22 protein-coding genes, 1 tRNA gene and 2 pseudogenes are annotated in these 25,952 nt (G+C 72.8%); 13 read left to right on the forward strand and 12 right to left on the reverse strand.

What is annotated here, in order from left to right; genetic code table 11:
• Nucleotides 1-223 (forward strand): amidohydrolase family protein (locus JWP64_RS12350; protein WP_297496003.1); only part of this gene is annotated, 223 nt, incomplete at its 5' end.
• A gap of 658 nt (nt 224-881) precedes the next feature.
• Nucleotides 882-1,265: pseudogene (locus tag JWP64_RS31485) on the forward strand (transposase); the annotation flags it as partial.
• Nucleotides 1,266-1,520: 255 nt separating this feature from the next.
• Here the strand turns inward: JWP64_RS31485 and JWP64_RS12360 are convergent.
• Together JWP64_RS12360 and JWP64_RS12365 are read right to left on the reverse strand one after the other, a co-directional pair.
• A tRNA-Ser gene (locus JWP64_RS12360) sits at nt 1,521-1,608 on the reverse strand.
• Between the two features lie 10 nt (nt 1,609-1,618).
• The gene (locus JWP64_RS12365) at nt 1,619-2,110 is read right to left on the reverse strand and encodes a MarR family transcriptional regulator (protein ID WP_297496007.1); all 492 of its coding nucleotides are present in this window, start codon (nt 2,108-2,110) and stop codon (nt 1,619-1,621) included.
• Nucleotides 2,111-2,210: 100 nt separating this feature from the next.
• Here JWP64_RS12365 and JWP64_RS12370 point away from each other — a divergent pair, with 100 nt between their 5' ends.
• Entirely contained in the window at nt 2,211-3,161 is a 951-nt protein-coding gene (locus tag JWP64_RS12370) for a neutral zinc metallopeptidase (protein WP_297496009.1), read from the forward strand.
• 64 nt (nt 3,162-3,225) lie between these two features.
• Here JWP64_RS12370 and JWP64_RS12375 read toward each other — a convergent pair whose 3' ends face one another.
• Entirely contained in the window at nt 3,226-3,882 is a 657-nt protein-coding gene (locus tag JWP64_RS12375) for a GNAT family N-acetyltransferase (RefSeq protein ID WP_297496011.1), read from the reverse strand.
• Between the two features lie 54 nt (nt 3,883-3,936).
• On the opposite strand from JWP64_RS12375, the gene JWP64_RS12380 reads away from it, so the two are divergent.
• Nucleotides 3,937-4,923 carry an NAD(P)H-quinone oxidoreductase gene (locus JWP64_RS12380; RefSeq protein WP_297496013.1) on the forward strand — a complete coding sequence of 329 codons (987 nt, stop codon included), beginning with the start codon at nt 3,937-3,939 and terminating at the stop codon, nt 4,921-4,923.
• Nucleotides 4,924-4,940: 17 nt separating this feature from the next.
• Here the strand turns inward: JWP64_RS12380 and JWP64_RS12385 are convergent, their stop codons facing one another.
• Complete coding sequence (locus JWP64_RS12385; RefSeq protein WP_297496015.1) at nt 4,941-6,149, reverse strand: aminotransferase class V-fold PLP-dependent enzyme; 1,209 nt, start codon at nt 6,147-6,149, stop codon at nt 4,941-4,943.
• Nucleotides 6,150-6,288: 139 nt separating this feature from the next.
• Between JWP64_RS12385 and JWP64_RS12390 the strand changes: the two genes are divergently transcribed.
• From JWP64_RS12390 to JWP64_RS12415, 6 genes are all read left to right on the forward strand, one after another.
• Nucleotides 6,289-6,861, forward strand: coding sequence for a bacterial proteasome activator family protein (locus JWP64_RS12390; RefSeq protein ID WP_297496017.1), 573 nt, complete (start codon nt 6,289-6,291; stop codon nt 6,859-6,861).
• A gap of 127 nt (nt 6,862-6,988) precedes the next feature.
• Complete coding sequence (locus JWP64_RS12395) at nt 6,989-7,855, forward strand: ABC transporter permease (protein WP_297496043.1); 867 nt, start codon at nt 6,989-6,991, stop codon at nt 7,853-7,855.
• A 34-nt stretch (nt 7,856-7,889) separates the two neighbouring features.
• Nucleotides 7,890-8,666, forward strand: coding sequence for an ABC transporter ATP-binding protein (locus JWP64_RS12400; protein WP_297496045.1), 777 nt, complete (start codon nt 7,890-7,892; stop codon nt 8,664-8,666).
• Nucleotides 8,663-9,616, forward strand: a complete 954-nt coding sequence (locus JWP64_RS12405; RefSeq protein ID WP_297496019.1) for a glycosyltransferase family 2 protein — start codon at nt 8,663-8,665, stop codon at nt 9,614-9,616. Before JWP64_RS12400 ends, JWP64_RS12405 begins: the two co-directional genes overlap by 4 nt.
• Nucleotides 9,617-9,759: 143 nt before the next feature.
• Nucleotides 9,760-10,176, forward strand: a complete 417-nt coding sequence (locus JWP64_RS12410) for a GtrA family protein (protein ID WP_297496021.1) — start codon at nt 9,760-9,762, stop codon at nt 10,174-10,176.
• 228 nt (nt 10,177-10,404) lie between these two features.
• Nucleotides 10,405-10,857, forward strand: coding sequence for a hypothetical protein (locus tag JWP64_RS12415; RefSeq protein WP_297496023.1), 453 nt, complete (start codon nt 10,405-10,407; stop codon nt 10,855-10,857).
• A 68-nt stretch (nt 10,858-10,925) separates the two neighbouring features.
• On the opposite strand, the gene JWP64_RS12420 is transcribed toward JWP64_RS12415, so the two are convergent.
• Both JWP64_RS12420 and JWP64_RS12425 read right to left on the reverse strand, forming a co-directional pair.
• On the reverse strand, nt 10,926-11,534 hold the full coding sequence (locus JWP64_RS12420; RefSeq protein WP_297496024.1) for a DUF1707 domain-containing protein: 609 nt from the start codon (nt 11,532-11,534) through the stop codon (nt 10,926-10,928).
• A gap of 38 nt (nt 11,535-11,572) precedes the next feature.
• Nucleotides 11,573-13,300 carry a hypothetical protein gene (locus JWP64_RS12425; RefSeq protein ID WP_297496026.1) on the reverse strand — a complete coding sequence of 576 codons (1,728 nt, stop codon included), beginning with the start codon at nt 13,298-13,300 and terminating at the stop codon, nt 11,573-11,575.
• A gap of 105 nt (nt 13,301-13,405) precedes the next feature.
• On the opposite strand from JWP64_RS12425, the gene JWP64_RS12430 reads away from it, so the two are divergent.
• Together JWP64_RS12430 and JWP64_RS12435 are read left to right on the forward strand one after the other, a co-directional pair.
• Nucleotides 13,406-14,770, forward strand: coding sequence for an FAD-binding oxidoreductase (locus JWP64_RS12430; protein WP_297496028.1), 1,365 nt, complete (start codon nt 13,406-13,408; stop codon nt 14,768-14,770).
• Complete coding sequence (locus tag JWP64_RS12435) at nt 14,770-15,525, forward strand: decaprenylphospho-beta-D-erythro-pentofuranosid-2-ulose 2-reductase (RefSeq protein ID WP_297496031.1); 756 nt, start codon at nt 14,770-14,772, stop codon at nt 15,523-15,525. Before JWP64_RS12430 ends, JWP64_RS12435 begins: the two co-directional genes overlap by 1 nt.
• 24 nt (nt 15,526-15,549) lie before the next feature.
• On the opposite strand, the gene JWP64_RS12440 is transcribed toward JWP64_RS12435, so the two are convergent.
• The 5 genes from JWP64_RS12440 to JWP64_RS12460 all read right to left on the reverse strand — a co-directional run bounded on the left by JWP64_RS12440 (nt 15,550) and on the right by JWP64_RS12460 (nt 21,327).
• Nucleotides 15,550-16,545, reverse strand: coding sequence for a hypothetical protein (locus JWP64_RS12440; RefSeq protein ID WP_297496032.1), 996 nt, complete (start codon nt 16,543-16,545; stop codon nt 15,550-15,552).
• A 137-nt stretch (nt 16,546-16,682) separates the two neighbouring features.
• Nucleotides 16,683-17,333: a nitroreductase family protein gene (locus JWP64_RS12445; protein WP_297496034.1), complete on the reverse strand. Its 651-nt coding sequence runs from the start codon at nt 17,331-17,333 to the stop codon at nt 16,683-16,685.
• Between the two features lie 10 nt (nt 17,334-17,343).
• The gene (locus JWP64_RS12450) at nt 17,344-18,777 is read right to left on the reverse strand and encodes a hypothetical protein (protein WP_297496036.1); all 1,434 of its coding nucleotides are present in this window, start codon (nt 18,775-18,777) and stop codon (nt 17,344-17,346) included.
• Between the two features lie 129 nt (nt 18,778-18,906).
• A complete protein-coding gene (locus JWP64_RS12455) occupies nt 18,907-19,587 on the reverse strand; it encodes a class I SAM-dependent methyltransferase (RefSeq protein WP_297496037.1) in 681 nt (226 codons plus the stop codon).
• Between the two features lie 72 nt (nt 19,588-19,659).
• Complete coding sequence (locus JWP64_RS12460) at nt 19,660-21,327, reverse strand: acyltransferase (protein WP_297496039.1); 1,668 nt, start codon at nt 21,325-21,327, stop codon at nt 19,660-19,662.
• Nucleotides 21,328-21,563: 236 nt separating this feature from the next.
• Between JWP64_RS12460 and JWP64_RS12465 the strand changes: the two genes are divergently transcribed.
• The gene (locus tag JWP64_RS12465; protein WP_297496041.1) at nt 21,564-24,767 is read left to right on the forward strand and encodes an arabinosyltransferase domain-containing protein; all 3,204 of its coding nucleotides are present in this window, start codon (nt 21,564-21,566) and stop codon (nt 24,765-24,767) included.
• Nucleotides 24,768-24,771: 4 nt separating this feature from the next.
• On the opposite strand, the pseudogene JWP64_RS12470 reads toward JWP64_RS12465, so the two are convergent.
• Nucleotides 24,772-25,952: pseudogene (locus tag JWP64_RS12470) on the reverse strand (hypothetical protein); the annotation flags it as partial.

Consider the following 25,952-nt stretch of genomic DNA (forward strand, 5'->3'; position numbering starts at 1 on the left):
CGGAGCGCCGGTACCCGAACTACTCGGCGCGTTGCTCTCGGTGGCCGACCCATCGCACATCATGTACGGCAGCGACTGGCCGTTCACCCCGCTCGCGGCGTGCCAGGCACTGGCCGAGCGGATCGACTCGACCCCGCTGCTGGCCGGCGACCTGCGCGAGCAGGTGCTGGCCGAGAACGCCGCCCAGTTGCTGCCCAGCTTGGCGAGTACCGTCCGGCCGTGAGCTCTAGGAGACCGTCGTCGGTGGCGCGTCTGAGCAGCAGGATGCGCTCGCGCGGCGGAGCCGGGGGTGATCTCGACGAGTTCCGAAGGTGCGCCGTAGACCACAATCGTGTTCCCCCCGGATCGCGGGCCACCGCCCCCACCTCGTGCGGGCCGCGCTTGGCGTCGTTGAGCACACTGCCACCGGCTTCGGTGATCGCCTTGAGCGCCGGAGACCGTGCCTCGATGATCTGCGGCTCCAGCGTTCGCTAAGCGCGCGACGAATCGGATAACACCCGGTGATCATGTTGCTCAGTGGAACGGCGACCCACTGACGTCGCCGTTGGTTGTTCGGCGCCTACTGCTGGAAGACCGCCTAGTCGGAAGAGCCGCCGAGCACCGTCCTCGCTAACACCCCCGCGAGTAACCGATCCAGCACTGTCTCCATCGCGAGCACGATCGGCTCGACCTGCATCGCCTCATCCAACCGCACGCCCTGCTGGTGTCAACAATGACCACATCCGAGACGACCGAAAAGCTTCGGCGGCCAGGGTTCGGGGTCGCGTCCCCGGTGGTGGTGGAAGTCCGGGGTCCTTCCGGCGTGGCTGAGCACGTAGGAAGGGCCACCGCGTGAGTCTTTGCGTGCACCCGCCAAGGAACACGTAGAGAGGCATCACGCGATGGCCCTGGATCAGTCTGCCCTGCTCGAAGTCCTCGATGCACTCAAGGCCGCCGATGTCGGTGATCGTGTCCGCACGGCCGCGGAGACGATCTATCAGGCGTTGATCGAGGCCGAGCTCACCGACACCATCGGCGCCGCGCTGCACGAGCGCAGCGACACCCGCACCAATCTGCGCAACGGGCACCGCACCCGAACCCTGACCACCACCGCCGGCGACCTCGAGCTGCGGATCCCGAAGTTGCGCACCGGCTCGTTCTTCCCGTCACTGCTCGAGCGCCGCCGCCGGGTGGATCAGGCGCTGTTCGCGGTGGTGATGGAGGCCTACCTGCACGGCGTGTCCACCCGCAAGGTCGACGACCTGGTCAAAGCCCTGGGCGCGGACACCGGGATCTCCAAGAGCGAGGTGTCGCGGATTTGCGCGGATCTCGACACCGAGATCGAGCGGCGAAGCGTGGGTGCTGCGGCAAGAGCTGGCAACGATCTGGAGGGGCTTGGTCAACTCAACTGGCGAGGCCCAACATCGGCTAACAGGAGGTCAAGCCGGGCCGACAAGCCTGCGATTGCAACCAGAACTGCAACCGCACGGCGCGATGCAGAGCACCGACCGGCCCGGCAAACCGCATTCTGCCTGCTCAGGTGGCGGAAGCGGAGGGATTCGAACCCCCGGACCCTTTCGGGACTCTCGCTTTCAAGGCGAGTGCATTCGGCCGCTCTGCCACGCTTCCGTCGCGCAGCCTAGCGCCCCGGGTCCCCCGGCCCGTCCGCGCGCAGCTCCTCGATGACCCGCTCCATGAAGGTGGCGGCCTGCTCGCGTTCCTCGGGGCTCAGCAGGTCGACCATGTAACGGCGCACCCCGGAGACGTGGACGGGCGCGGCCTTCTGCAGGAGCGCGAAACCCGCGTCGGTGAGGCAGGCGAAGATGCCCCGGCCGTCGGAGGTGTCGTCGTGCCGCATCACGAGGCCGGCCTTCTCCAGCCGGGACACCTGGTGGGAGAGCCGGGATTTGGACAGGGCGAGGACGTCCGCGAGGGTGCTCATCCGCATCCGGCGCTCGGGCTGCTCGGACAGGACGACGAGGACGCCGTAGTCCGTGTGCGAGAGGTTGTGGGCCTCCTGCAGGTCCCGGTTCAGCCGCGCATCCATCAGGGTCGACGAGATGATCCAGGCACGCCAGAACCGCATCTCGTCGTCGTCGAGCCATTGCGGCGACGGCACGCTAGCGGTCATACCCGGAGCGTAGCGGGGTGGCACGTTCGACCGCCTCAGTCGATCTGTGGTGGGATTCGGCTCGCCGGGCACGGGGCCGGCGCCTCGGAGGGAGCAGGCCATGCGGTTCGACGAGAACGCGGACCTCGACACGTCCCACATCGACGATCTGCGCGGCTCCGGCGGCGGGGGTGGCGGCGGCCTCGGCGGCCGTGTCGCAGTGGGTGGCGGCGGTCTGGGCATCGTCGGGCTGATCCTCTTCTTCGTCATCTCCGCGCTCGGCGGTGGAGGGGGCACCGGGACCGGCGGCGGCTTCGCCGTCCCCGGTGGGCTGTCGGGCCTTCAGCAGGGCCAGACGGCGGACAACACGGCGATCGCCGAGACCTGTCGCACCGGCGCCGACGCGAACACCAACCTCGACTGCGAGGTCACCGCCGTCGTCAACTCCCTCGACGGCTACTGGTCGGATGAGTTCGCCCGCTCCGGCCAGACCTACACCCCGCCGCGCACCAACTTCTTCGACGGCTCGGTGAGCACCGGCGGCTGCGGCGGCGCCACCTCCGACGTCGGCCCCTTCTACTGCCCCGGGGACTCCGAGATCTACATCGACCTCAGCTTCTTCAAGGAGCTCGAGACCCGCTTTGGCGCGCAGGGCGGCCCCTTCGCCCGCGCCTACGTCATCGCGCACGAGTACGGCCACCACATCCAGAACCTGCTTGGCACGAACCGGAAGGTCCGCGCGGGCGACAGCGGCCCCACCTCCGGCTCGGTCCGCCTGGAACTGCAGGCGGACTGCTACGCCGGCGCCTGGGGCAACCACGCGACGACCACCCCGACCGCGAGCGGCCGGCCACTGATCACCGACGTGACCCAGGCAGACGTCAACGCCGCGCTGGACACCGCGGAGCGGATCGGCGACGACTACATCCAGAGCAACCTCGGCGGCGGCCGGGTCGACCAGAGCCAGTTCACCCACGGCTCGTCGGCGCAGCGCGAGAAGTGGTTCACCACGGGATTCCGGACGGGCGACCCGGCCCGCTGCGACACGTTCGGCACGAACAACCTGGGCTGAGCCAGGATCGCGCGTCTCCACAGGTCACACCGGGTCGTGCGTGGCGATTCGCGCTAGAGCGAGGCTAGGCGCGCACAGGGGCGCCCAGGAGGTCGGCGAGGGCCGGCGAGTGGCCCTCGACCTGCAGCTTCCACTCCGGGCGGACGAAGTCCTGGCGGGGCAGGCGGAGCCGGATGTTCTCGGCGAGCGCGCCCCGGACGGCGAGGCGGCGCAGGCCGTCCCGGTGGTAGCCGAGCTTCTCCGACACGCGGCGGGACGCGGGGTTGTCCGAGAAGGCGTCCGAGCGGGCGTGCTCGGCGCCGAGATGGTCGAAGGCGTACATCAGGACGGCCGCGCGCATCTCGGTTCCGATGCCGCGGCCCTGGTGGCGTTGCCCGATCCACGAACCCGTGTCCACCTCCCGGGTGACGCCGAAGTCCAGCCCGGTCATGCCCTGGGTGCCGATCACCCGGCCGTCCAGGCGCACGAGGAAGTGCAGGCTCCAGCTCTCCGGCGCCAGCTTCGCCCTCTCCGACCAGTGGTACTGCAGGATCCCGCGGCCGAGGTACCGCGGATCGGCGTCCGTCCAGGGCACCAGGAACGGCATCCGCTCGGGCGGGTGGATCCCTCGGTACGCCTCGTCGACGAGCTCGAGGAGGCCCGCGTCGTCGTCGGGGCGCAATTCCAACCGGGGGGTGCGCAGCACCAGGTGCTGCTGCGGCCACTGCTCCGGGTGATCCATGGGAGCAAGGGTGCCGGACTGCGTGCCCGGACACGACGGAATAGCGTCGTGTCCATGTACGCGATCACCCTGAGCGAGTTCGGCGGCCCGGAGAAGATGGAGTGGACCGAGGTCCCGGACCCGGAGGCGGGGGTCGGCGAGGTCGTCATCGACGTCGCCGCCACCGCCGTCAACCGGGCCGACCTCCTCCAGCGGCAGGGCAACTACCCGCCGCCCCCCGGGGCCTCGGAGATCCTCGGGCTCGAGTGCTCCGGGCGGATCGCCGAGGTCGGGGAGGGCGTGGAGACCTGGCGGGTGGGCGACGAGGTGTGCGCGCTGCTCGCCGGCGGCGGGTACGCGACGAAGGTGAAGGTCCCCGCGGCGCAGGTCCTGCCCGTGCCGGACGGCGTCGACCTGGTGACCGCGGGGAGCCTGCCGGAGGTCGCGTGCACCGTCTGGTCGAACGTCGTCTCGCACGCAGCGCTGAAGGCCGGCGAGACGTTCCTGATCCAGGGCGGCAGCAGCGGGATCGGGACGCACGCGATCCAGGTCGCGAAGGCGCTCGGGGCCCGCGTGGCGGCCACGGCCGGCAGCCCCGAGCGCCTGCAGGCGTGCCTGGACCTCGGCGCGGACATCGCGATCGACTACCACGACGACATCGCCGAGCAGCTGAAGAAGGCGACCGACGGGCACGGCGCGGACGTCATCCTGGACAACATGGGCGCCAAGGGCCTGCCGAACAACGTCGCGGCGCTCGCGAGCGACGGCCGGCTCATGGTGATCGGTATGCAGGGCGGGGTGAAGGCCGAGCTCAACCTCGGCGTGCTGCTCAGCAAGCGCGCGAGCGTGACGGCGATGGGGTTGCGCGGGCGGCCGGTCGAGGGCCCGAACAGCAAGGCGCTGGTGGTGGCCGGGGTGCGCGAGGAGGTGTGGCCGATGTTCGCGGACCGCCGGGTGAAGCCGATCGTGCACGCGAGGTTCCCGCTGCGGGACGCGGCGGAGGCGCACCGGATGCTCGACGCGGGCGGTGTCGTCGGCAAGCTGCTGCTCGTGAACGAGTAGCCCTTTGAACGGGTAGCTCAGCCCAGCTCGCTCAGCGCCCGGACCAGGGCCTGCAGTTCCCCGGCGTTCGTGGTGTGGGCCAGCGCGATCCGGACCGCGCCGCCCACCTCGGCCGCACCCAGGCGTTCGAGGGCGCCGTCGTCGCCCGGATCTGCGAGGGCGCAGATCCCCGCTTCCGCGAGCCGCTCGACGACCTCGGGCGCCTTCATCGCGGGATGGGTGAACGCGAGCGTCGGGATCCGGTCCGTGGGCGCCCCCAGCACCTGGACCGAGGTGCGGCGGTCCAGCTCGCCGAGCAGGATCGCGAACAGCCGGGCGTGGTGCTTCTCGAGCGCGGCCATGGAGGCGACGATCCGCTCGCGGCGCATGCCGGTGGCGGCATCGTCCAGCGAGGCGAGGTGCTCGACGGACTCGGCCAGGGCCGCGAGCAGCGGATACGGGTGCGGGCCGAGCTCCAGCCGGGCGGCGCCGCGGGCAGCCCGGTCGAGCGCGCGGGCCGGCAGGCGGTCCAGCAGCTCCGGGTCGGCGACGACCAGGGCGCCGACCCGCGGACCGCCCCACGCGCCGGCGTCGAGGACCAGGACGTCCGCCCCGAGCTCGTCGATGTCCAGCGGGACGTACGGGGCCGCGGCGCTCGCATCGACGACGAGCAGCGGGCGCCTCCCGCGCGCGCCTTCGATCCGGTCCGCCACCGCGGCCACGTCCGGCCGGGTGCCCAGGCGGGGCGAGGCGGCCGTGAGCGCGACGACCCGGGTGGCCCGGGTGATCAGCTCGTCGAACTGCCAGTCCGGGAGCTCACCGGTCTCGATGTCGATCTCCGCGCGGCGCACGGACGTCCCGGTGCGCAGCGCGTGCCGCTCCCAGGGGACGACGTTGGCCGGCTCGTCCAGGCTGGTCAGCACGATCTCGTCGCCGAGCAGCCAGGTCTCGGAGACCGCGCCGGCCAGCCGAAGGAGCAGCGACGCCGGGCCCGGGCCGAGCACGACACCTCGCGGGTCGGCGCCCACCAGGTCCGCGACGGCCTCGCGTGCCGCCCGCTCGATCCGGGTGACGGCCTGGGAGGCGGGGGACGCGCCGCCGGGCGTCCCGACCGGGGCGCGCATCGCGGCGATCGTCGCCGACGCGACGGGCTCGGGCATCGGCATCCCCGCGCTGGTGTCGAGATGGATCCAGCCGTCGCCCACGGCGGGGACCAGCCCGCGCACCCGGGCGACGTCGAAGGCCATGGCGACACGCTAGCGAGGGCCCGTTCCGCGGATGCCGCAGAGCGCCGACCGGCGCGAACGGCGCGCCCGGCGTCGCCTGGCGTCGCCGGGAAGGCCCGGCCGATCCGCGCGCGCCGCCGCCCGGGGCCAGAATGGGCGCATGACCGCACCAGGAGACGCATCAGGAGACGACAGCAGCGGAGACGCCCAGGAGCAGCAGGTCATGGTCATCGGTCCGGACGGCCGGCCGGTGGGTGTGGCGCGCGTGCCCCAGGGGGCAGAGAACCAGGGCGACGACCAGGGCGTCGGCGGCATGGTCGAGCAGCCCGCGAAGGTCATGCGCATCGGCACGATGATCAAGCAGCTGCTGGAGGAGGTCCGCGCGGCACCGCTGGACGAGGCCTCCCGCGCCCGGCTCAAGGAGATCCACCAGAACTCCATCAAGGAGCTGGAGGACGGCCTCGCGCCCGAACTGAAAGAAGAGCTGGACCGGCTGAGCCTGCCCTTCACCGACGACAGCGTCCCGTCCGAGGGCGAGCTGAGGATCGCGCAGGCGCAGCTCGTCGGCTGGCTCGAGGGGCTGTTCCACGGCATCCAGACCGCGCTCTTCGCCCAGCAGATGGCGGCGCGCGCCCAGCTCGAGCAGATGCGCAAGGGGCTCCCGCCCGGCATCGGCGGGCAGCCGGGGCAGGTGCCCGAGGGCATGGGCCGCGGCACCGGCCAGTACCTCTGACCTGCCTCTTCCGTGTGAGAACCGCGGTCGCGCCGGCAGCGGGGGTGGCGGCGTCACGCCTCGACCGACCGGTCGCGGCCCGGCGCACGGTCCCTCCCCCGGCCGTGGGTACCCTCACCGGGTGGCCGTGACCGTCGACGACAGCAGCACCGGGCGTGCGCGCCCGGTGATCGCCGATGCCCCGGGTTCACGCAGCTGGTCGCGGGCGTTCGGAGACCTGTCCCAGGGCTGGAAGCAGCGCGCGCTCTGGGGGCACCTGGGCTGGCAGGACATCAAGCAGCGCTACCGCCGCTCCGTCCTCGGGCCGCTGTGGATCAGCATCAGCATGGGCGTCATCGCGCTCGGCCTGGGGCTGCTGTACTCGGTGCTCTTCGGGCTCCCGATCGAGACCTTCCTGCCGCACGTCGCGGTCGGCCTGCTGATCTGGAACTTCGTCAGCGGCTGCACCCTCGAGGGCAGCGAGGTCTTCATCGCCAACGAAGGCCTGATCAAGTTCCTGCCGGCCCCGCTGAGCCTGCACGTCTATCGGCTCGTGTGGCGGCAGACGCTGTTCTTCCTGCACAACCTGGTCATCTGGGCCGTGCTGATGATCGTGTTCCCACATCCGCTGGGTTGGTCGCTGCTGCTGGCGATCCCGGCGTTCCTGCTGCTGATGCTCAACGGCGGCTGGATCGCGATCCTCTCCGGCATCCTCGCGACGCGGTTCCGGGACATCCCGCCGATCATCGCGAGCGTCGTGCAGCTGGTCTTCTACATGACCCCCATCGTCTGGTCCGTGGACATCCTCAGCGCGAACGCCGCCGTCGCCGAACGGGCTCGGCTGGTCGAGCTGAACCCGGTGTTCCACTTCGTCGAGATCCTGCGCCGCCCGCTGCTGGGCGAACCGACGATCTGGCGGTTCTGGGCCGTCGTCGGCGTCATCACCGTCGTCGGCTGGATCGTCGGCATGCTGTGCCTGCGTAACTACCGCGCCCGCGTCGCCTACTGGGTCTGAGGACGTGTCCGTGAACTCTCCTGGCCCCGCACCGGTGCCGAGCATCGACCTCGACGCCGCGTGCGTCGACTTCCCGATCTTCGACGCGAAGACCCGTTCGCTGAAGAAGTCCGTGCTCGGGCGCGCGGGCGGACGGATCGGCACCGAGAGCAAGGTGCCGATCATCGAGGCGCTGCGGGACATCACCGTCTCCCTGCGCAAGGGGGACCGCGTCGCGCTCGTCGGGCACAACGGCGCCGGCAAAACCACGCTGCTGCGCCTGATGTCCGGCATCTACGAGCCCACCCGCGGCCGGGCGGCCGTGCGCGGGAAGGTCGCGCCGGTCTTCGACCTCGCCGTCGGGATGGACCCGGAGATCTCCGGGCTGGAGAACATCCTGATCCGCGGCCTCTTCCTCGGGATGACCAAGAAGCAGATGGCGACCCGGATCGACGACATCGCCGCGTTCACCGAGCTCGGCGACTACCTCGAGATGCCGCTGCGCACCTACTCCACCGGCATGCGGGTCCGGCTCGCGCTCGGCGTCGTGACCAGCATCGATCCCGAGATCCTGCTGCTCGACGAGGGCATCGGCGCCGTGGACTCGGAGTTCCTGGCCAAGGCGCGGGACCGGCTCAACGAGCTGGTCGAGCGCTCCGGGATCCTGGTGTTCGCCTCCCACTCCGACGAGTTCCTCGCGGATCTGTGCGACACCGCGATCTGGATGGAGCACGGCACGATCAAGGAGTACGGCCCGCTGCGCGAGGTCCTGCACCACTACAAGGGCCGGGACGTTCTGGCCGAGCACTACGCGCACCGCGAGGCCCGGTGAGCGAGCTCGCGGGCGAACGATCGGCACCGCGCGGGCAGCTCCCGCCCGGAAGCGTCGTCGCGGTCGTCGTCACCCGGCACCGCAGTGCCATGCTCGTGGACTCCCTCGCCGCGATGGCGAAGCAGACGCACCCGATCGCGCACCTGATCGTCGTGGACAACGGGCCGGACCAGCCCGCACGCGACGTCGTCGAGGCCTGCGGGCTGCCCGCCACCTGGCTCCCGTCCTGGCGGAACCTGGGCGGCGCCGGCGGGTTCGCGCTCGGCATGCTCCAGGCGCTCGCGATGGGCGCCGACTGGGTCTGGCTGGGCGACGACGACGGCCACGCCGGCGGCGAGGACGCGCTGGCCACCTGCCTCGACCTGGCGGAACGGCGCGGGCTCGCGGCCGTCTCGCCCGTCGTCGCGGACCTCGCGGAGCCGGACCGCCTCGCGTTCCCGCTGCGCCGCGGGCTGACCTGGCACCGCACCCGGACCGCCCTGCTCGCGGCGGACGGCGAGGGGGACGCGGAGCTGCTCCCGGGCATCGCCTCGTTCTTCAACGGCGCGCTGTTCCGGGCCTCGACGCTCGACGTCATCGGCGTGCCGGACCTGCGCCTGTTCGTCCGGGGCGACGAGGTGGAGATGCACCGCCGCCTGGTCCGCTCCGGACTGCCGTTCGGTACCGCACTGCACGCCACGTACCTGCACCCGTACGGCTCGGACGAGTTCAAGCCGATGCTCGGTGGCCGGTTGCACGCGCAGGACCCGGGCGACGCGACGAAGCGTTACTACACCTACCGCAACCGCGGGTACCTGATGAGCCAGCCGGGGATGCGGAAGATCGGCCTGCTCGAGGTCCCCCGGTTCGCCTGGTACTTCCTGGTGACCCGGAAGGACCCGCGGGCGTTCCTGACCTGGCTGAAGCTGCTGAACCAGGGCCGGGCGGAGCAGTTCCACCGCGCCCCGTAACCCGGCGTCCCCGCGAGTCGGCGGTTTCGGTCGCGCGAGTCGGCGGTTGCTGGCACGCGAGTCGGCCGTTCCCGTCGCGCGGGCCGGCGAGCGGCCGTCGCGCCGGTTCCGGACCCACAGGGGAGCGCCGCTACCCTCGACGGGTGACCGCCACCCGATCCGAGGGGACCGCCGCGCCCGGCCTCGTCGCACAACTGGTCCGGTTCGTCGCGGTCGGGGTGGTGTCCGCCGCGGTCGACTTCGGGATCTACCACCTGTTCCTCTCGTTCGGCACGGACCCCTGGCTCGCCCGCGCCGTCAGCTTCATCTGCGGGACGACCACGGCGTACTTCCTCAACAAGCGGTTCACCTTCGGCGACAGCGCCGCCGGCCGTGGCCGGCTCGCCGGCTTCGTCCTCCTCTACGCGACGACCTTCGCGATCGCCGTCGGGGTCAACTCGCTGGCCCTGGCGCTGCTGCCGGAGATGGCGTTCAAGGCCTCGCTCGCCTGGGTGATCTCCCAGGGCACCGCCACCGCGATCAACTTCGTCATGCTGCGGACGGTCGTCTTCCGCTCCTGACCTGGGACTCACCCGCACCGACCGCATTCTCGTCCGGTAGCGCCCCTTCCCGTCATCCGCCGGGAGCAGGCACGGGCCAACTCGCAGCAGGGGCCGAACACGGCTGTGCTCTTCGCGCTCTGGGGTGCCGTCTGGCTGATCATCGGGTGCTCTGGTTCCTCACCGGCACCGGTTCGGCCCCCGGTAACGGCGGCGTCCTGGGGAACCGCGCTGCTGGTCCTGGCCGGTGTGGGAACCAGCGCGTTCGTCGGGATCCGCAGCGGACGCGGGGTCGCCGGCGAGTCGTCGAAGCAGGGCCTGCTCTACGGGCTGACCTGGCCGGTCACCATGACCGCGCTCGGCGTGATCGTCTCCGCCATGGCGACCCGGCTCGACCTGCCCGACGCGGCGGTGACGGTCCTCGTCCCCGCGCTGTTCGTCTTCCTCGTCGGCGCGCTCTACCTCCTCAGCGGCGCGATCTGGGGCGATCTCACCAACTACCTGCTCGGATTCTGGATCGTCGCAGGCTCCAGGCGTTCTCGGCGCTGCTGCCCTCGCGGGGCGCGGGACCTGGTCGTCCGGGCGACGACCGGCACGTCACCGGACGGGCTGGCGCTGGTGGTGTTCGCGGTGTGGACCGTGGTCACCGCGGCGGTCGCGGTGTGGGCGTACCGGAGGGACGAGGGGCGCAGGTTCACCTGACCCGTCGTGCCCCGGACATCGGTCGTGCGCGGAAACCGTCGCCCTGGCAACGGTTTTCCGCGCACGGGCTAGAAGGCCCTCCCGGCGAAGTGGAAGCGGCGCCGGACGAGGACCGAGCCCATCCCGGTGCGGCCGTAGATCCGGAAGTGCGGGTGGCCCGCGAGGGGGACGATCGGGACCCGGCTGCGGACGCTGCCCATGCCCGACACCAGGTCGTCGACGTCCGCCGTCGCGTCGTCCGGGACCAGCAGCCGGGCCGCGCCGGCGCCGAGCTCGAGCTCCACCTCGATCACCGGATAACTCAGCGTGGCGTCGCAGAAGTCCAGCAGGACCGCGCCGACCGTGCTCTGCACCCGCAGCCGCGCCGGGACGGACCAGGCGCCCGTCCGGCGCAGCGTCCCCATCCCGCCGCGCAGGACCAGCGGCGGGCCGACGGGCGTCGAGAGCGGTGGCGGCGGGAGCATGACGTCCAGGGGTTCGCCGGGGAGGTCCTCGAGCGGCGGCACGAGATCGGCGGCGTAGCGGGCGGCGTAGACGACCGCGAGCCGGTCCTCCAGCTCGGCCATCGTGATCCGGCCCTCGCCCAGCGCCTCGTGCAGGCGCGCGGCGGCACGCTCCCGGTCCGCGTCGGAGATCCGGAGCCGCGGACGGTCTCCGGGATGGGGCTGCACGCTCACCCGGGTCAGATTAGCCGCGGGTCACGATCACGGTGTCCCTAGTGCACACGGAAGAGCAACGCGCCGTCCAGCGGCTCGCCCTCCGCCCCGGTCACGCGCCGCGTCCAGTCCACCAGGGCCGCCGTGTCCCGGCCGGGTTCCGGGACGACTAGCACGATCGTCACGCCGGATCGCCGCAGGTCAGCGGCCGCGGACGCGGCGTACGCGGCGTCGAGTGGCGGCAGGCCGCGCTCGGCCCAGTTGGCGCCGTACTGGTAGCGGTTCCGCGGGGACTCGATCAGCAGCGGGCTCCGCTCATCCGCGCCGATGAAGTACCCGCCGGTCATCCGGAAGGCCATGCCCGAGGCGACCTGCCACCGCAGGGCGTCCGCGCCGCCGTACCACCAGCTCGTCGGCCGCGGGTGGATCTCGGCGACGTCCCCCGGGCGCAGGTGCGTCGCCAGCTCGGCGACGAAGGCCGGCGGGCCGGCGGGCTGGACCCGCTGGGCGTCGGCCGGGTGCCAGGAGACGACGGCGGCCGCGGCGGCGACCAGTGCGAGCACCCGCGGGACGGGCGGGAAGGCGGGTACCCGGTCCAGGAACAGGACGACGACCGTCGCGAGCGCCAGCGTCGTGAACACCTGGAGCCGCACCGGCTCGAGCTCGCCGAGCAGCGGCAGCCCGGTGAAGGCCTTCCAGGGCAGCGTGATGTCCGTGCTGCGGGCGGCGATGTGCAGCGTCGGACCGAGCGAGAGGACGGACACGATCACACCGACGACGGCGGGAAGCCGGGTCGCGGGGACCGTCACGACCGCGACGAGCAGCAGCACGAGCACCGCGACGCCGAGGTAGCCGCCCTGCTCCCCCAGGTTCCCGACCATCGGCGAGGTGCCGAAGGGCCGGAACGCGCTCAGGAAGGTCGGCGACAGGACGTTCGCGAGGTCCGTGCTGCCGTACTCCGGCACCCGGATCGGCACGCGCGGGCGGACGGGGCCGGCGAGCACGAGGTAGAGCGGGTAGGCGGCGAGGACGGCGTAGGTGCAGACGCAGGCCACGCCCGCCCGGGCCAGGGCGGGAAGCCGCTCCGGGACCTCCCGGGGGAATCGGGCCGCCAGGACGAGGGCCGTGACCAGCAGCATCAGGGCACCGGCGGCGACCGTCTGTGTGTAGAGGACGGTCTGGACCGCCAGCGCGAGCCCGGTGAGGGCGCCGGTCAGGAGGGGCTTTCTCACCGGAGCGACGAAAAGTTGGTGCGCCAGGTAGAGGAGCACCGGCGGCAGCACCGGCCAGACCAGGTTGAGGTGCCCGGCCGAGAGGTGGGCGAGGGTGAACGGGGAGAACGCGTAGAGCGCGCCGGCCACGATCCGCGGCGACGCGCGGCGGACGTACGGCCGCAACGCCGCGACCGTCGCCACCCCGGCGACCACCGGGCCGAGCACCATCCCGGTGTTGAACGCGGCGACGGGACCGGCCGTCAGCGTCACGGGCGCGAGCAGCAGGCCGAGAACCGGGACCGATGTGTTCCACATCGCGTTCACGCCCAGCGGGTAGTGCTGGAAGTCCGTCAACAGCGGGTTGTGACCGTGGCCGAGGGCGTAGGGCAGCCAGTTCAACCACCAGGTGAAACCGTCCGGATCCGCACTGACGCGCCCGATCGTCGCGCTCCCGAAGCGGCCCAGGGCGTCGCGGTGCAGAGCCAGCGAGCCGGCGAGGTAGAGGACGAACGCGATCGCCGGTGCCGGGGCGGTCCGGCGGGACCGCGCGGGGACGGCGGTCGGGTCGGACACCGGGGCAGCGTCGCACAGGCCGGGTTCGTGCTGTTCCGGGCGGTCGCCCCGGTGGACCGACGGCCCGTCCGGGTCGCGGCGCGTCCCCCGGTAGCCTGGGCCGCGATGACCAGCCTGCCCAGCGAGACCCGCGCCCTGCACGGATGGGGCCGCACCGCGCCCACCGTGGCCACGGTGATCACGCCGCGGAACCCGGAGGAGGTCGCCGCCGCGATCACCACCGCGGGCCCGCGCGGGATCATCGCCCGTGGACTCGGACGCTCCTACGGCGATCCCGCGCAGAACGCCGGCGGCACCGTCCTCGACATGACCGGCCTGACGTCGGTCCACTCGATCGACGCGGACTCGGGCCGGGTCGTCGTCGACGCCGGGGTGTCCCTGGACACGCTGATGCGCCGCGCCCTGCCGTTCGGGCTCTGGCTGCCGGTGCTCCCGGGCACCCGCCAGGTGACGATCGGTGGCGCGATCGGCGCGGACATCCACGGCAAGGCGCACCACGTCGTCGGGAGCTTCGGCAACCACGTCGAGGCGATGACGCTGGTGACGGCCGACGGCACCGTGCGCGAGCTGACGCCGGACGGCCCGGAGTCCGAGCTGTTCTGGGCCACCGTCGGCGGCATGGGGCTCACCGGCGTCGTCGTGCGGGCCGTGCTGAAGCTGCACCACGTCGAGACCGCGTACTTCAAGGTCGACACCGAGCAGATCGACAACCTCGCGGACCTCATGGACCGCCAGACCCGCGACGATGAGAAATACGCCGAGTCCGTCTCCTGGTTCGACGCCGTCACCACCGGCGAGCACTTCGGCCGCGGCATCCTGACCAGGGCGAACCATGCGACGCTCGCGGACCTGACGCCCAAGCAGCGCAGGGATCCGCTGAAGTTCGACGCGCCGCAGCTGCTGACCGTCCCGGACGTCTTCCCGCCCGGGCTGCTCAACAAGCTCACCGGGAAGATCTTCAGCGAGGCCTGGTACCGGAAGTCGCCCACCAGGACGGGGGCGATCCAGAACATCACGCAGTTCCTGCACCCGCTGGACATCATCGGCGAGTGGAACCGCGGGTACGGGCCGCACGGGTTCCTGCAGTACCAGTTCGTGGTCCCGCTGGAGCGGGGCGACGTGATCCGGACCGTGCTGGAGCGGGTCACCGCGGCCGGGCACGTGTCCGCGCTGAACGTGCTGAAGCGCTTCGGCGAGGGCAACCGGGCACCGCTTTCCTTCCCGAGACCGGGCTGGACGCTGTGCCTGGACATCCCCATCGGCCCCGGCCTCGGCGCGCTCTGCGCGGAGCTCGACGCGATCGTGCTCGACGCCGGCGGCCGGCACTACCTGGCCAAGGAGTCCCGGACGACGCCGGAGGCCATCCGCCGCGGCTATCCGCGGCTCGACGAGTGGCGCAAGATCCGCGCCACCGTGGACCCCGAGGGCGTGTTCGCGTCCGACCTCGCACGACGACTGGAGCTCCTCTGATGATCGACGCCGTGGGTAACCCGCAGAGCATCCTGCTGCTGGGTGGCACGTCCGAGATCGGGCTCGCCGCCGTCGAGGCGTTCGCGGGGGACCGGCCGCTGCGCGTGGTCCTCGCCGCCCGCCCGTCGCCCAGGCTCGACGGGGCGAAGGTCCGGCTCGAGAGCCGCGGCTGCGCCGTCGAGACCCTGGACTTCGACGCGCTGGCCCTGGACACGCACCCCGAGGTCGTCGAGAAGGCGTTCGCGGACGGGGACGTCGACGTCACGATCGTCGCGTTCGGGCTGCTCGGGGACAACGAGCAGGCGTGGACGGACGTGCAGACCGCCGTCGAGCTCGCGCAGGTCAACTACACGGCGGCGGTGTCCGTCGGGGTGGCCGTGGGCGACAAGCTGAAGGCGCAGGGGCACGGCTCGCTCGTCGCGCTGTCGTCCGTGGCCGGGGAGCGGGCGCGCCGCTCGAACTTCGTCTACGGCTCCACCAAGGCCGGGCTGGACGCGTTCTACACCGGACTGACCGAGGCGCTGCGGCCGTTCGGCGTGACGGTGAGCGTCGTCCGTCCCGGGTTCGTGCACACGAAGATGACCGAGGGCCTCAAGGCGGCTCCGCTGTCGACGACGCCGGAGGCGGTCGCCGAGGTGATCGTGGACGCCGTCCGCGGGAAGAAGGAGCTCGTCTGGGCCCCGGCCCCGCTGCGCTTCGTCATGTCCGCGCTCCGCCACGTCCCACGCCCGATCTTCCGCCGCCTCCCCCTGTGAGTGCGCAGCCTCGTTAGAGCGAGGCTAGGCACTCACAACCTCACCTGAGCAGCGGGAACAGGTGTTTCGGGCGAGGTTGGCCCGGGAGCGGAGCAGGACCGTGGTCACCTCGGCGGCGACCACACAGGGGGTGGTCGAGACCTCCCTCCAGCCGAACACCAGGCTCGCCCGGCCGGCGAGCTCCGCGGCGTTGCCCCGGCGCCTGTCCTTCAGCGCCACGTCCGCCTGCAGGTGCGACCGGCCGTCGAGCCGGACGGTGAGACGGGCGCCCGCGCCGTCGTAGACGACGTCCTCGTACAGGGCCCGGCCGTCGACCACGACGGGCTGTTGACGTCGTCCGGCCGGCAGGCCGTGCGCCTGTTCGACGTCGACGGCGTAGCGCTCCTCCAGGACGGACTGCACACCGCCCGAGACCATCCGCACCGCCTCGTCCAGTGCATTCCGGTACCGGAGCGGCGGGCGTTCGAGGAGCCTGCGGCGGACGTCGTTCGGGCTCACCCTTCCCGTCCCCAGGATTGCCGTGAGCAGCTGGCGGGCCGCGCGGGCGTCGGGCTCGGCGACGGCGACGTCGATCGCGGTGTCCGCCCTGCTCGTCATCGGCGGGTCGGTCGCCGCCACGAGATGCCGGTGGGCCCGGGACCGGTGGAGCAGCACGAACGGGAGCTGGGAGACGGCCGAGCGCCCGTAGGGCACGGTGATCTCGATCGGGAGCGTCGGCCCGGGCGGGAGGAGACCCCAGCGTTCCGCGGCGGTGCGGTGGCTGAGCAGCGCCGACGGGCCGCCGTAGAGCCGGGCGGCGACGACGAGTGCCTCGGGTGGCAGGGCCCCGGTGAAGGTCGCATAGACCCGAGGCAGCACCTGCTGCCAGCGACGGGCGCGGATCTCGGCGGCGATGCGGGCGACCGTGAACCCGTGGGCGCGGAGCTGGTGATGGGAGACGACGCCGTGCTGCTCCGCCAGGAGGACCGGCCAGGTCGGGGGCGGGCTGTCGGGACGGATGATCGGCATACCGTCGACCATTCCGCCGATACTGCCCGCCGAGGGGATGAGCGTCCGGCCTGTGGACAACCAGGTCAGGATGTGGACAACTCGTTCTCGCAGGTCGATGGGGGTTGTGCGCGTGAAACCTCGTTCTAGCGAGGTTTCACGCGCACAGGTCACCAGCCGTTGACGTGCAGGACGGTGTCCAGGGGCTGGCGTGGGGCGAGCTTGAAGTCGGTGCCCTTCGTGTAGGCGACCGGGAGCAGGACGCCCTGGCGGACGTCCGCCGGCATCCCCAGGAGCTCCGCGATCGCCTTCTCGTGCTTGAGGTGCAGGCTGGTCCAGGCGCTGCCCAGCCCCCGGGCGCGCAGGGCAAGCTGAAGGCTCCAGGCGGCGGGGAGGAGCGAGCCCCAGAGGCCGGCCTGGTTACCCTGCGGCAGCTCCTCGCCGGCCTGGATCGCACCGATGATCAACACCGGGCAGTCCGCCATCGTCTCGGCGAGGTACTCCGCGCTGGAGGCGACCCGCTGCTGGGTCTCGGCGCGGTCGCCCTCGTAACCCGCCTGCCGGCCCGCGTAGCCGGCGGACCGGCGATACCCGTCGAAGGACTCGGCGTAGTAGTCCGCGACGGCCTTGCGCTTGTCCGGGTCCGTCAGCACGATCCAGTGCCAGCCCTGCACGTTGCTGCCGCTCGGCGCCTGCAGCGCGACCTCGAGGGCCTCCCGGATCACCTCGATCGGCACCGGGCGCGAGTAGTCGAGACGTTTGCGCACCGAACGGGTCGTCGTGAGCAGTTGGTCGGGGTCCAGCGGGAGCAGCTCTGCCATGCCTGCATCATCACCCGCCGACGAGAACGGGTGCCACGCGGATCACCCCCGCCGCCCGCCACGGGGACGAGGCCGCCACACCGGGACCGGTCTCGGAGAACACGAGCCGCATCGTCGGGGTCATCGGCGGGCCCGTCCGCAGCCGGGCGTAGTTGAGTCTCAGGATCGCGCGTTGCAGCGGGCCGCCCGCCGCTTCGCGATCCGCGAGGCCCCTGGCGACGAGGGCCCGGTCGGAGAACGCGTCGACGACGGTGCAGTCGCAGTAGTAGGCGATCGTCCCCGGTTCACCGGGTGACAGCACCACGGTCCCGGCCGGGACTCCCGCGGCGACGGCGGCGTACTGCTCGGCAGTCGCCCAGTTGGTCGTCATCGGCGGCGTGGACCAGGGGTGGCGCACCAGGAACCCTCCCCCGACGACGACGAGCGTCGCCCCTGCCGCGATGCCCAGCCCGCGAACCGGTCGGGGCGCCGGGGCGAGGCTCATGACCGCCAGCATCGTCAGCGCGCCGATCGCGGGACCGTAGTACCAGTGGTACGGGGCGGTGCCGAGGCCGACGTAGACGCCGGCGTGCAACGGGGCACCGACGCCCCACACCGCGACGAGCTCGAGCTCGGGGCCCGTCCTCCGCACCAGCCGGACGAGGACGGTCACCACGGCGGCCAGCACGCCCGCCCCCGCGGCGAGGACGGACAGGAGCACCGCCGCCGGGTAGGTGTCGTGGTAGAGGAGCAGCCCGTTGCCGAAGGTCCAGGGGCCCCAGTGGTCCCCGACCTTCAGCAGGACGGTGTCCGGCAACGCGGAACCGAGCACCAGCCAACTGGTCACGAACCAGGGCAGCGCGACGGCGGCCGCCACACCGACGACGACGAGCGCCCGCCGGAACAACGCCGGGACCAGCAGCGCCGCGAGCCCGAACGCGACGAGGTCCGGCCGGGTCAGGACCAGCAGCCCGACGACCACCCCGGCCTCGACCGGCCGTCGGTACACCGCGGCCCGGGCGAGACAGGCGACGAGCGCGACGGCGAGGTAGGTCTCCATCCCCACCGTCGAGGCGAGGAGCGGGCACACCGCGACGGCGGCGACGCCCAGCGCGGGCAACAGGAACGGGCGGCCGTGCATCCGGCCGATCGAGGAGAGGGCCCACCCGAGCACCCCCAGCGCCACCACGAGCAGGACCCCGACCGCAATGACCGGGTCCCGGGTGACCAGCGAGAACCCCGCGAGGAGCAGGACGTTCAGCGGTGAGGTCGCGGTGTTGGCCTGGTGTCCCGGCTCCAGGGCCCACTGCCCGTGGAAGGCGAGGGACCGCGCGTAGTCCAGCGTGATGTACGCGTCGTCGATCAGGGCCCGGCGCGCGAGCAGGAACAGCGCCAGCCCCAGCAGCCCGCCGAAGGCGGCGACGACAAGGCGCCCGCGTGCCGGAGGACGCGTGGGGGCGAGCAAGCGGGGGTCGGTCGTCGGATCCCCCCGACCGGAGGGCGAGCGCTCGGCGACATCCACGCCCGGCAACGTACCCAGCGCACCCCTTTCGGGGGTATCCCACGGATTCTCGTCACGTTACGTATCGGGAACCTAGGCCGGGTTCTCCACCACGAACACCGAGGACTCCCCCGCTCCCGGCTTGAGCACCAGTCGTCCGGACGAGAGCTGGGACGCCACCGGGGCCTCGGCGCGGGCGTCGAGCCACGACGGGAGCCGGCCGTAGGGGCCGTTCCACAGCCCGTCGCTGCCCTCGTGCCAGACGACGAACCCGGCGCCGTCGAGCAGCTCCCGCCACTCCGCGTGCGGGCGAGGGAAGGGCGCGGTGCGCCGGGCGTCCCCGGTGAGGCGGTGCGCCCGGCCCGTCGAGTCCGCGACGACGACCAGGGCGCGCCCGCCGGGTCGCAGGACGCGCCGCCAGCAGGCGACGGCCTTGTCCCCGGCTGCCGCGTTCATCCGGTCCAGGACGTGCAGCGCGGCCAGGCTGCGGAACTCCTCGGTCGGCAGCTCCGCCGCCGACGTGTAGACGGGACAGCCGGGCGCCTCGTCCCGGACCACGGCCGCGGCGGTGCTGGGGAAGGCCAGCCCGGACACCGGGCCGAGCTCGATCAGCCGGCGCATCAAGCCGCCCGTCGCGCAGCCGGCGTCGAGGTACGGACCCCGGCCGACGTAGTGCCGGATCAACCGGACGTACCAGCCCAGGAGACGCTCGGGGGGCAGCGTCGGGCCGGAGGGATCGTGCACGGGGCGTTCACCCGAGGATGTCGCGCTCATCGCAGGTTCGTGGGGTTCCGTTCTCGACCGGCAGCGTGTGCCGCGAGCCCGGAACCGGTGCGCCCCGGCTCCTCAGGGCGTGGGCTGGGCCCCGAACTGCGGCGAGTCGATCCAACCACGGTTGCCCCGGCCCGGGCCCGGGCGGTGCTTCCCCGGGCCGCTCCGGGCGGCGCCGGCGGCGGAGGCGGCGACGAGGTCCGCAGCCAGCTTCGTCCGCGGCTCGATCCCGGCCCGGCGCGCGACGATCGCGCGGCCGACCGCTCCCGCGGCGACGTCCGGCTCCCCAGTCGGAGCGTCGTCGCGGGAGACGGCCGGCGCGGCTGCCGGGACGCGTGCGGGGACCTCGCTGCGCTGCTGGCCGGGGACCACCGGGACCGGCCCGGTCGAAGGCCGGGCGATCGGGATGCCCCGGGTCTCGGGATCGCGTCGGGCTTCCTCGTCCCGCACCGGCTCCTTCGCGAGCGGCTGCCGGACGACGCGGATCGCCTGCGTCTCCGGGTCCCGCCGCGCCTCGTCGTTGCCGACGGGCCGGTCCTGCCTCGGGACGGCTCCCACCATCGGCGCCTCTGCGGTCGGCTCCGCCGCGACGTGCAGGACCGGGTCCGCCGAGCCGGCGCGGCGAGGGACGCTCCCCAGCACCCTCAGCCGCCGCCGGGCCGGCTCCTCCACCCCCACGAACAGCAGGTGCGCGACCGGCAGCGTCGCCACCAGCACCAGCATCCCCACCACGTGCGCCAGCAGCGTGTTCCCGGCCGGCACCGCGCCGCCGTCGGATCCCCCGAAGCGCCGCAGGGCCAGCCAGAACACCTCGAACATCGGGATGTGCACGAGGTAGAGCGCGTAGGAGATGCGCCCGCCGTGCACCATCCGCTCCGTCGACAGCAGCCGGGCGATCCCCCGATCGGCCAGCGCCAGCGACCCGACCAGCAGCGGGAACAGCACGATCACCGCGCCGCCGCGGCCCGGGCCGGCGAGCTCCCCGGCGAGCAGGCCGACGGCGATCAGCACTGGCGTCGCCGTGCCGATCCAGGACGCCGCCCGGCGGACCCCGTCCGACGCCCGCAGCCGCCGCACGACAAGGTAGGTCAGCGCTCCTCCGCCGAAGCCGCACAGGATCCGCACCGCCCAGCTCCACGGGTAGTACGGGCTGCCGGTGGACACGTAGGCCAGCGCGATCGGCGCCATCAGCCCCAGCGCCCCCAGCGCCAGGACGACGACCGACAAATTCCGCAGCCGGTACAGCACCACCGCGGCCACCGGGAACAGCACGTAGGCGAGCCACTCCGCGCTGATCGACCAGGTGGAGCCGACCCACGACGCCCCGTCGAAGAACGGCTGGTCCCACAGCTGGACCATGAACATCTGCTGCAGCCACTGCCCGAGCCCGAGCTTCGGCTGCACCCCCTGGAACGCGATGTTCGGGTCCGAACCGAGGACCGCGCGGGCCACCAGCCAGATCCCGAACAGGTTGAACACCAGCACATAGGCCGGCCAGATGCGGCAGGCCCGGGCCCAGACGAACCGCCCGGTCTCCCGCGCCCGCAGCCGCGGACCGAGCTGCTCGAGGTAGGTGTAGGCGATCACGAACCCGCTCAGCACGAAGAACAGGTCCACCCCGAGCGCACCCGCGGTGATCAACGGGCCGAACACCCCCACGACGTCGGCCACCCCCGGAAGGGCCGTGAAGTGGAAGTGGAAGACGACGACCCACACCGCCGCGACGATCCGCAGCCCCGTCAACGCACGCAGCTCACCAGTGCGTTTGGGAGCGATTTGAGCTGCGGTGACGGTCACGTTCGCCTCAACGACCGATCGGGTGTCAGCGTCACGGGCGTCCCTCAACAGCGCCCGTTCAGCCCAGTTGACTACGCAGAGTGTCGGTGTTGCCAGGCGATCTACCTTGAGATCTCGTTCGAGCGGACCTACGCAATGGAGGCGCCCGGCGACGGTGAGCGACGGTTGTCTAGCCTCGCCCCGTGCTGACCACCGAGACGGTGGACGCCGATCGACGGTCCGACCCCGGACCTGCACCCGGCGCCCCACCCACGCGGAGAGGCCGGCGCCGGGTCGCTGCGGGCCTCGGCATCCTCGCGGCCCTCCTCGCGATCGCGACCCCGTTCCTGCCCGTGCGGCAGAACACCGCCGAGCTCAGCTGGCCCACCGCGGAGAACGGGACCGCCCCGGTCACCGCGCCGCTGGTCGCGCTGCGCCCGGAACGGCTCGACGCGAGCGTGCCCTGCGCGGCGGTCACGAGCCTCGACGCCCGCGTCCCCGGCCCCGCCACCGTGTTCACAACGACGCCCCCCGGCTCCCCGGACGGCGCCGCCGTCGCTTTGACCGTGCGCGTGGCCGACGGGAGGCTGACCGTCGACGATCGCGGCGAGCGCGTCGCCGAGGTGGCCGTCGGCACTGCGGGGTGCACGCTCGACGTCGTGTCCGACGTCGACCGGACGACCGTCGAGGTCGGCCGGACACCGGTGGTGACCCTCGACGGGGACCACCGGCCCCAGGTGATCGGCGTGTACTCGGATCTGGACTCGCGGCTCGACCCGGTCTCCGGGACCTCGGTCCGGATCACGACCGACAACCGCTACGACAGCTCGTCGAGCGGGCTGAAGGTCGCGGCCGGTGTGGTCGCGGTCCTCGCGCTGCTCGGCAGCCTGCTGGCCCTGCGGCGCATGGACGACGCCGACGGCCGGCGTCTCCCCGGTACCGGGCGGCTCCCTGCGGTCCTGCGCGGGCGCGACACCCTGCGCGACGCGGCGGTGGTGGCCGTGCTCGCGCTGTGGGTCGTGATCGGCGGGATGACCTCCGACGACGGCTACATCCTGGGCATCACCCGGGGCGCCGAGAGCTCCGGCTACATCGGCAACTACTACCGCTGGTTCGACGTCCCGGAGGCCCCCTTCGGCTGGTTCTACCAGCTCTACTCGCTGTGGTCCGGGATCAGCGACTCGGTCGCCTGGCTGCGGGTCCCGGCGTTCGCGATGGGCGTCGCGTCGTGGTTCCTGATCAGCCGCGGGCTGCTCCCCCGGCTCGGGACCCGGGTCCGGCACAGCCGCTCGGCGGGCTGGGCCGCGGCGGGGGTCTTCCTCTGCTTCTGGCTGCCCTACGACAACGGGCTGCGGCCGGAGCCGGTCGTCGTCATCGCGGCGCTGCTCTCGCTGGTCGCGATGGAGCGCGCGCTCGCCACCCGGCGGCTCATGCCGATCGCGCTGGCCCTGATCAGCGGGGCGTTCGCCGTGGCCGCGACGCCGACCGGGTTGATCGCGCTGGCCCCGTTCCTCGCGTCGGCGCGGCCGCTGCTGCGGCTGTTCGGCCAACGCGCCCGGACGGCGGGCTGGCTCGCGGTGCTGGCGCCGCTCGCGGGCGCCGGGTTGATCGTGCTCGTCGCCATCTTCGGCGACCAGAGCTGGGCGGCGGTCTCCGAGGCCACCCGGGTCCGAACGGAGATCGGCCCGAACCTGGCCTGGTACGAGGAGCTCTACCGCTACGAGCTGCTGTTCACCGCCAGCCGCGACGGCTCGCTGATGCGGCGATTCCCGGTGCTGCTGCTGATCCTGTGCCTGGCCGTATCGGCCGTGGTGATCCTGCGGCGCGGGCGGATCCCGGGCGCCGGGCTCGGTGCGAGCCGGCGGCTGATCGGCAGCGCGCTGCTGGCGTTCGTCGTGCTCGCCCTGACGCCGACGAAGTGGACGCACCACTTCGGCGCGTTCGCCGCGCTGGGCGCCGGGCTGGCCGCGCTCGCGGCCGTCGCGACCAGCACGGGGGTGCTGCGCTCGCGCCGCAACCAGGCCATGTTCCTCGCCGCGGTCCTGGCCGTGACCGCGCTGGCGTTCACCGGCCCGAACACCTGGTGGTACGTCTCCAACTGGGGCGTGCCGTGGTTCGACAAGCCGGTGTCGGTGAAGGGCGTCTCGGCGACGTCGCTGCTGCTGCTCGCCACGGTCGTCTCGCTCGGGATCGCCGCGTTCGAGCACCTGCGCGGGCCGACGATCCCGCGCCCGATGCCGGCCACGCCGTCCGGCAGCCGGGCCGCCTCGGTCCGCCTCAACTCGGGACCGATCGCGGTCATCTGCGGCCTACTGGTGCTGTTCGAGGTGTTCTCCCTGGCCAAGGGGGTACAGAAGCAGTCCAGCAGCTACTCGATGCCGGCGGACATCGTCACTGACCCCGCCGGGCACGGCTGCGGGCTCGCCGGCCACGTGCTCGTCGAGACCGACCCGCAGGCCGGGGTGCTCCCGGCGGCGGGCGGAGCCGCCGTCGCCGACGGGTTCGGGCCGAACGGGCTCCCGCCGAATGGTCCCGGGTCGCTCCGGGACAGCGACGGCGAGGGGAACCGGGACCCCGGCGTCGCCGGCACCGGCCCGATGGGCGGCCCCGTGCTGGGCAGCTGGACGGCCGGCGGCGCCGGCACCGGGGACCTGCGCACCGGGTGGTACCGGCTGCCGGACGCCGCGAGGCGCGGCGACGCCCCACTCGTGCTGGGGGTCGCCGGGCAGGTCGGCGGCGGGAACGAGCTCACCCTCGAGTTCTCCCGGGACCCCGACGACACGGTGGTCGACAGCATCTCGCCGAGCGCCGCCTCCGGGGCGGTCACCACCACGGCGGACCCGAAGGGCAACGGCGCCGCCGGCAGCGGCTGGCGCGACGTGCGGCTGGATCTCGCGGGCACGCCGGCGGCCTCGGCCGACCGGGTCCGGGTGGTCGCACAGGACCGCGCCCTCGGCCCGGAGGGCTGGCTCGCGGTCGCGCAGCCGCGCGTCCCGGTGCTGACCCCGCTCACCGACGTGGTGCGGGGCGAGGCCGGCTACCTGGACTGGCCGACCTCGTTCGCCAGCCCCTGCCTGCGGCCGTTCGCCATCCACCGGGGCGTCGCCGAGGTGCCGGGCTACCGGATCATGGCGGACACCCAGCAGCGCGAGGTCGGGGACAACTGGGGCTTCCCGTCGACGGGCGGGCCGCTGGCCTGGATCGACCAGACGGCCCGGGAACGCGTGGTCCCCACCTATCTGCAGGGCCAGTGGGACTGGGACTGGGGCCAGCTACGGCTGATGGAGCCGTACGTCCCCGACGCGGGTTCGCCCGATGTCACGCGCGGGACGAGGACGATGTGGGGGTGGACGAACCCGGGCCCGGCGGGTCCGGCGCCGCCGAACCCGCCGACCGACCGCGACTGACTCGTCAGGGAGCGGCGGGGAGCGGCGCGCACGTCGCCGCCTCCGCCGCGTCCCGTGAGTAGCGGTACTGCCCGCGCTCGACGGCGCCGGTGAGGTTCGCCCAGAACCGCTCCGCGGTGAGCGGCGCCCGATACGAGGCGATCATCTCCACGGTCCTGGGGCACGCCAGCGCGGCGCGGGCGCCGGCGACATAGGTGGGCCCGACGAAGCCCGTGTCGCCGCGGACCCCGGCGTCCGCGAGGAACCACTCCGGCAGCAGGTCCTTGTCGTGCCCGATCCGGCCGTCCGGGAGCCCCGTGGCGTGTCCGGCGATGGGGTTGACCAGCCCGACGCCGTCGAGCACCTGGACGTCCAGCGGTGACAGCTCGCCCGCCACGCCGAGGTTCAGCCAGACCAGCGAGTCCCGTTCCGCCGGGTAGACCCACCAGCCGGCTCCGCCCGGCTTCGCGCCGACGATGGCGAGCGACTGCCCGTCGGCCGCCTCCAGCACCGCAACCCCCTCGGCCACCATCGGGTGCGTGGAGTAGTCCTCGGCCGTGACCGGGTGCGGGTTGCCGAGCAGCGAGACGTAGTAGAGCCGCTCGTTGGCGATCCAGTTCGGGCCGAGCGTCGCGCCGTAGGCGGGGCGGAGCGCCAGCAGGCAGACCACGGCCCAGGCGGCGGTACCGAGAACGGGCAGCGTGGTCCAGCGGCCCAGGGGGACCGCCGTCACCGGCATCGCGAGGCAGAACAGGGCAGGCAGCAGCATCCGGCCGTGCATGAAGTCCCCGCCGACGCGGATCACGTAGACCGCGAGGAGTAGCGCGGAGACCAGCGGGACGGCGACCACGACGGCGGTCCGGCCCCGGGGGGCCAGCGCCGGACCGGGCTGCCCGCGCCGCGTCAGCGCGCGGACCGCGAGCAGGGCCGCCGCGAGCACGAGCCCGACCGCGGGAATCCAGAGCCGGTAGGTGCCGAGGAGGTCCAGCAGGTAGTAGGTGCCCTGCTGCCAACGGGCCTCGCTCGCCTCCTTCGCCAACGCGGTCGAGGGCACGAGGAGGCCGTAGTACCCGGCCCGGAAGACCTCGTAGGCAGCCGGCAACGCAGCCGCGACGACCGCGAGCCCGACGATCCGCCGCCATCCCCGGCGGTACTCGAGCACGACCAGAGCGAGCGCCGCCATTACGCCGAAGAGCGCCAGGTCCG

The sequence above is a fragment of the Pseudonocardia sp. genome (genome assembly GCF_025465255.1).
GTDB lineage: Bacteria > Actinomycetota > Actinomycetes > Mycobacteriales > Pseudonocardiaceae > Pseudonocardia.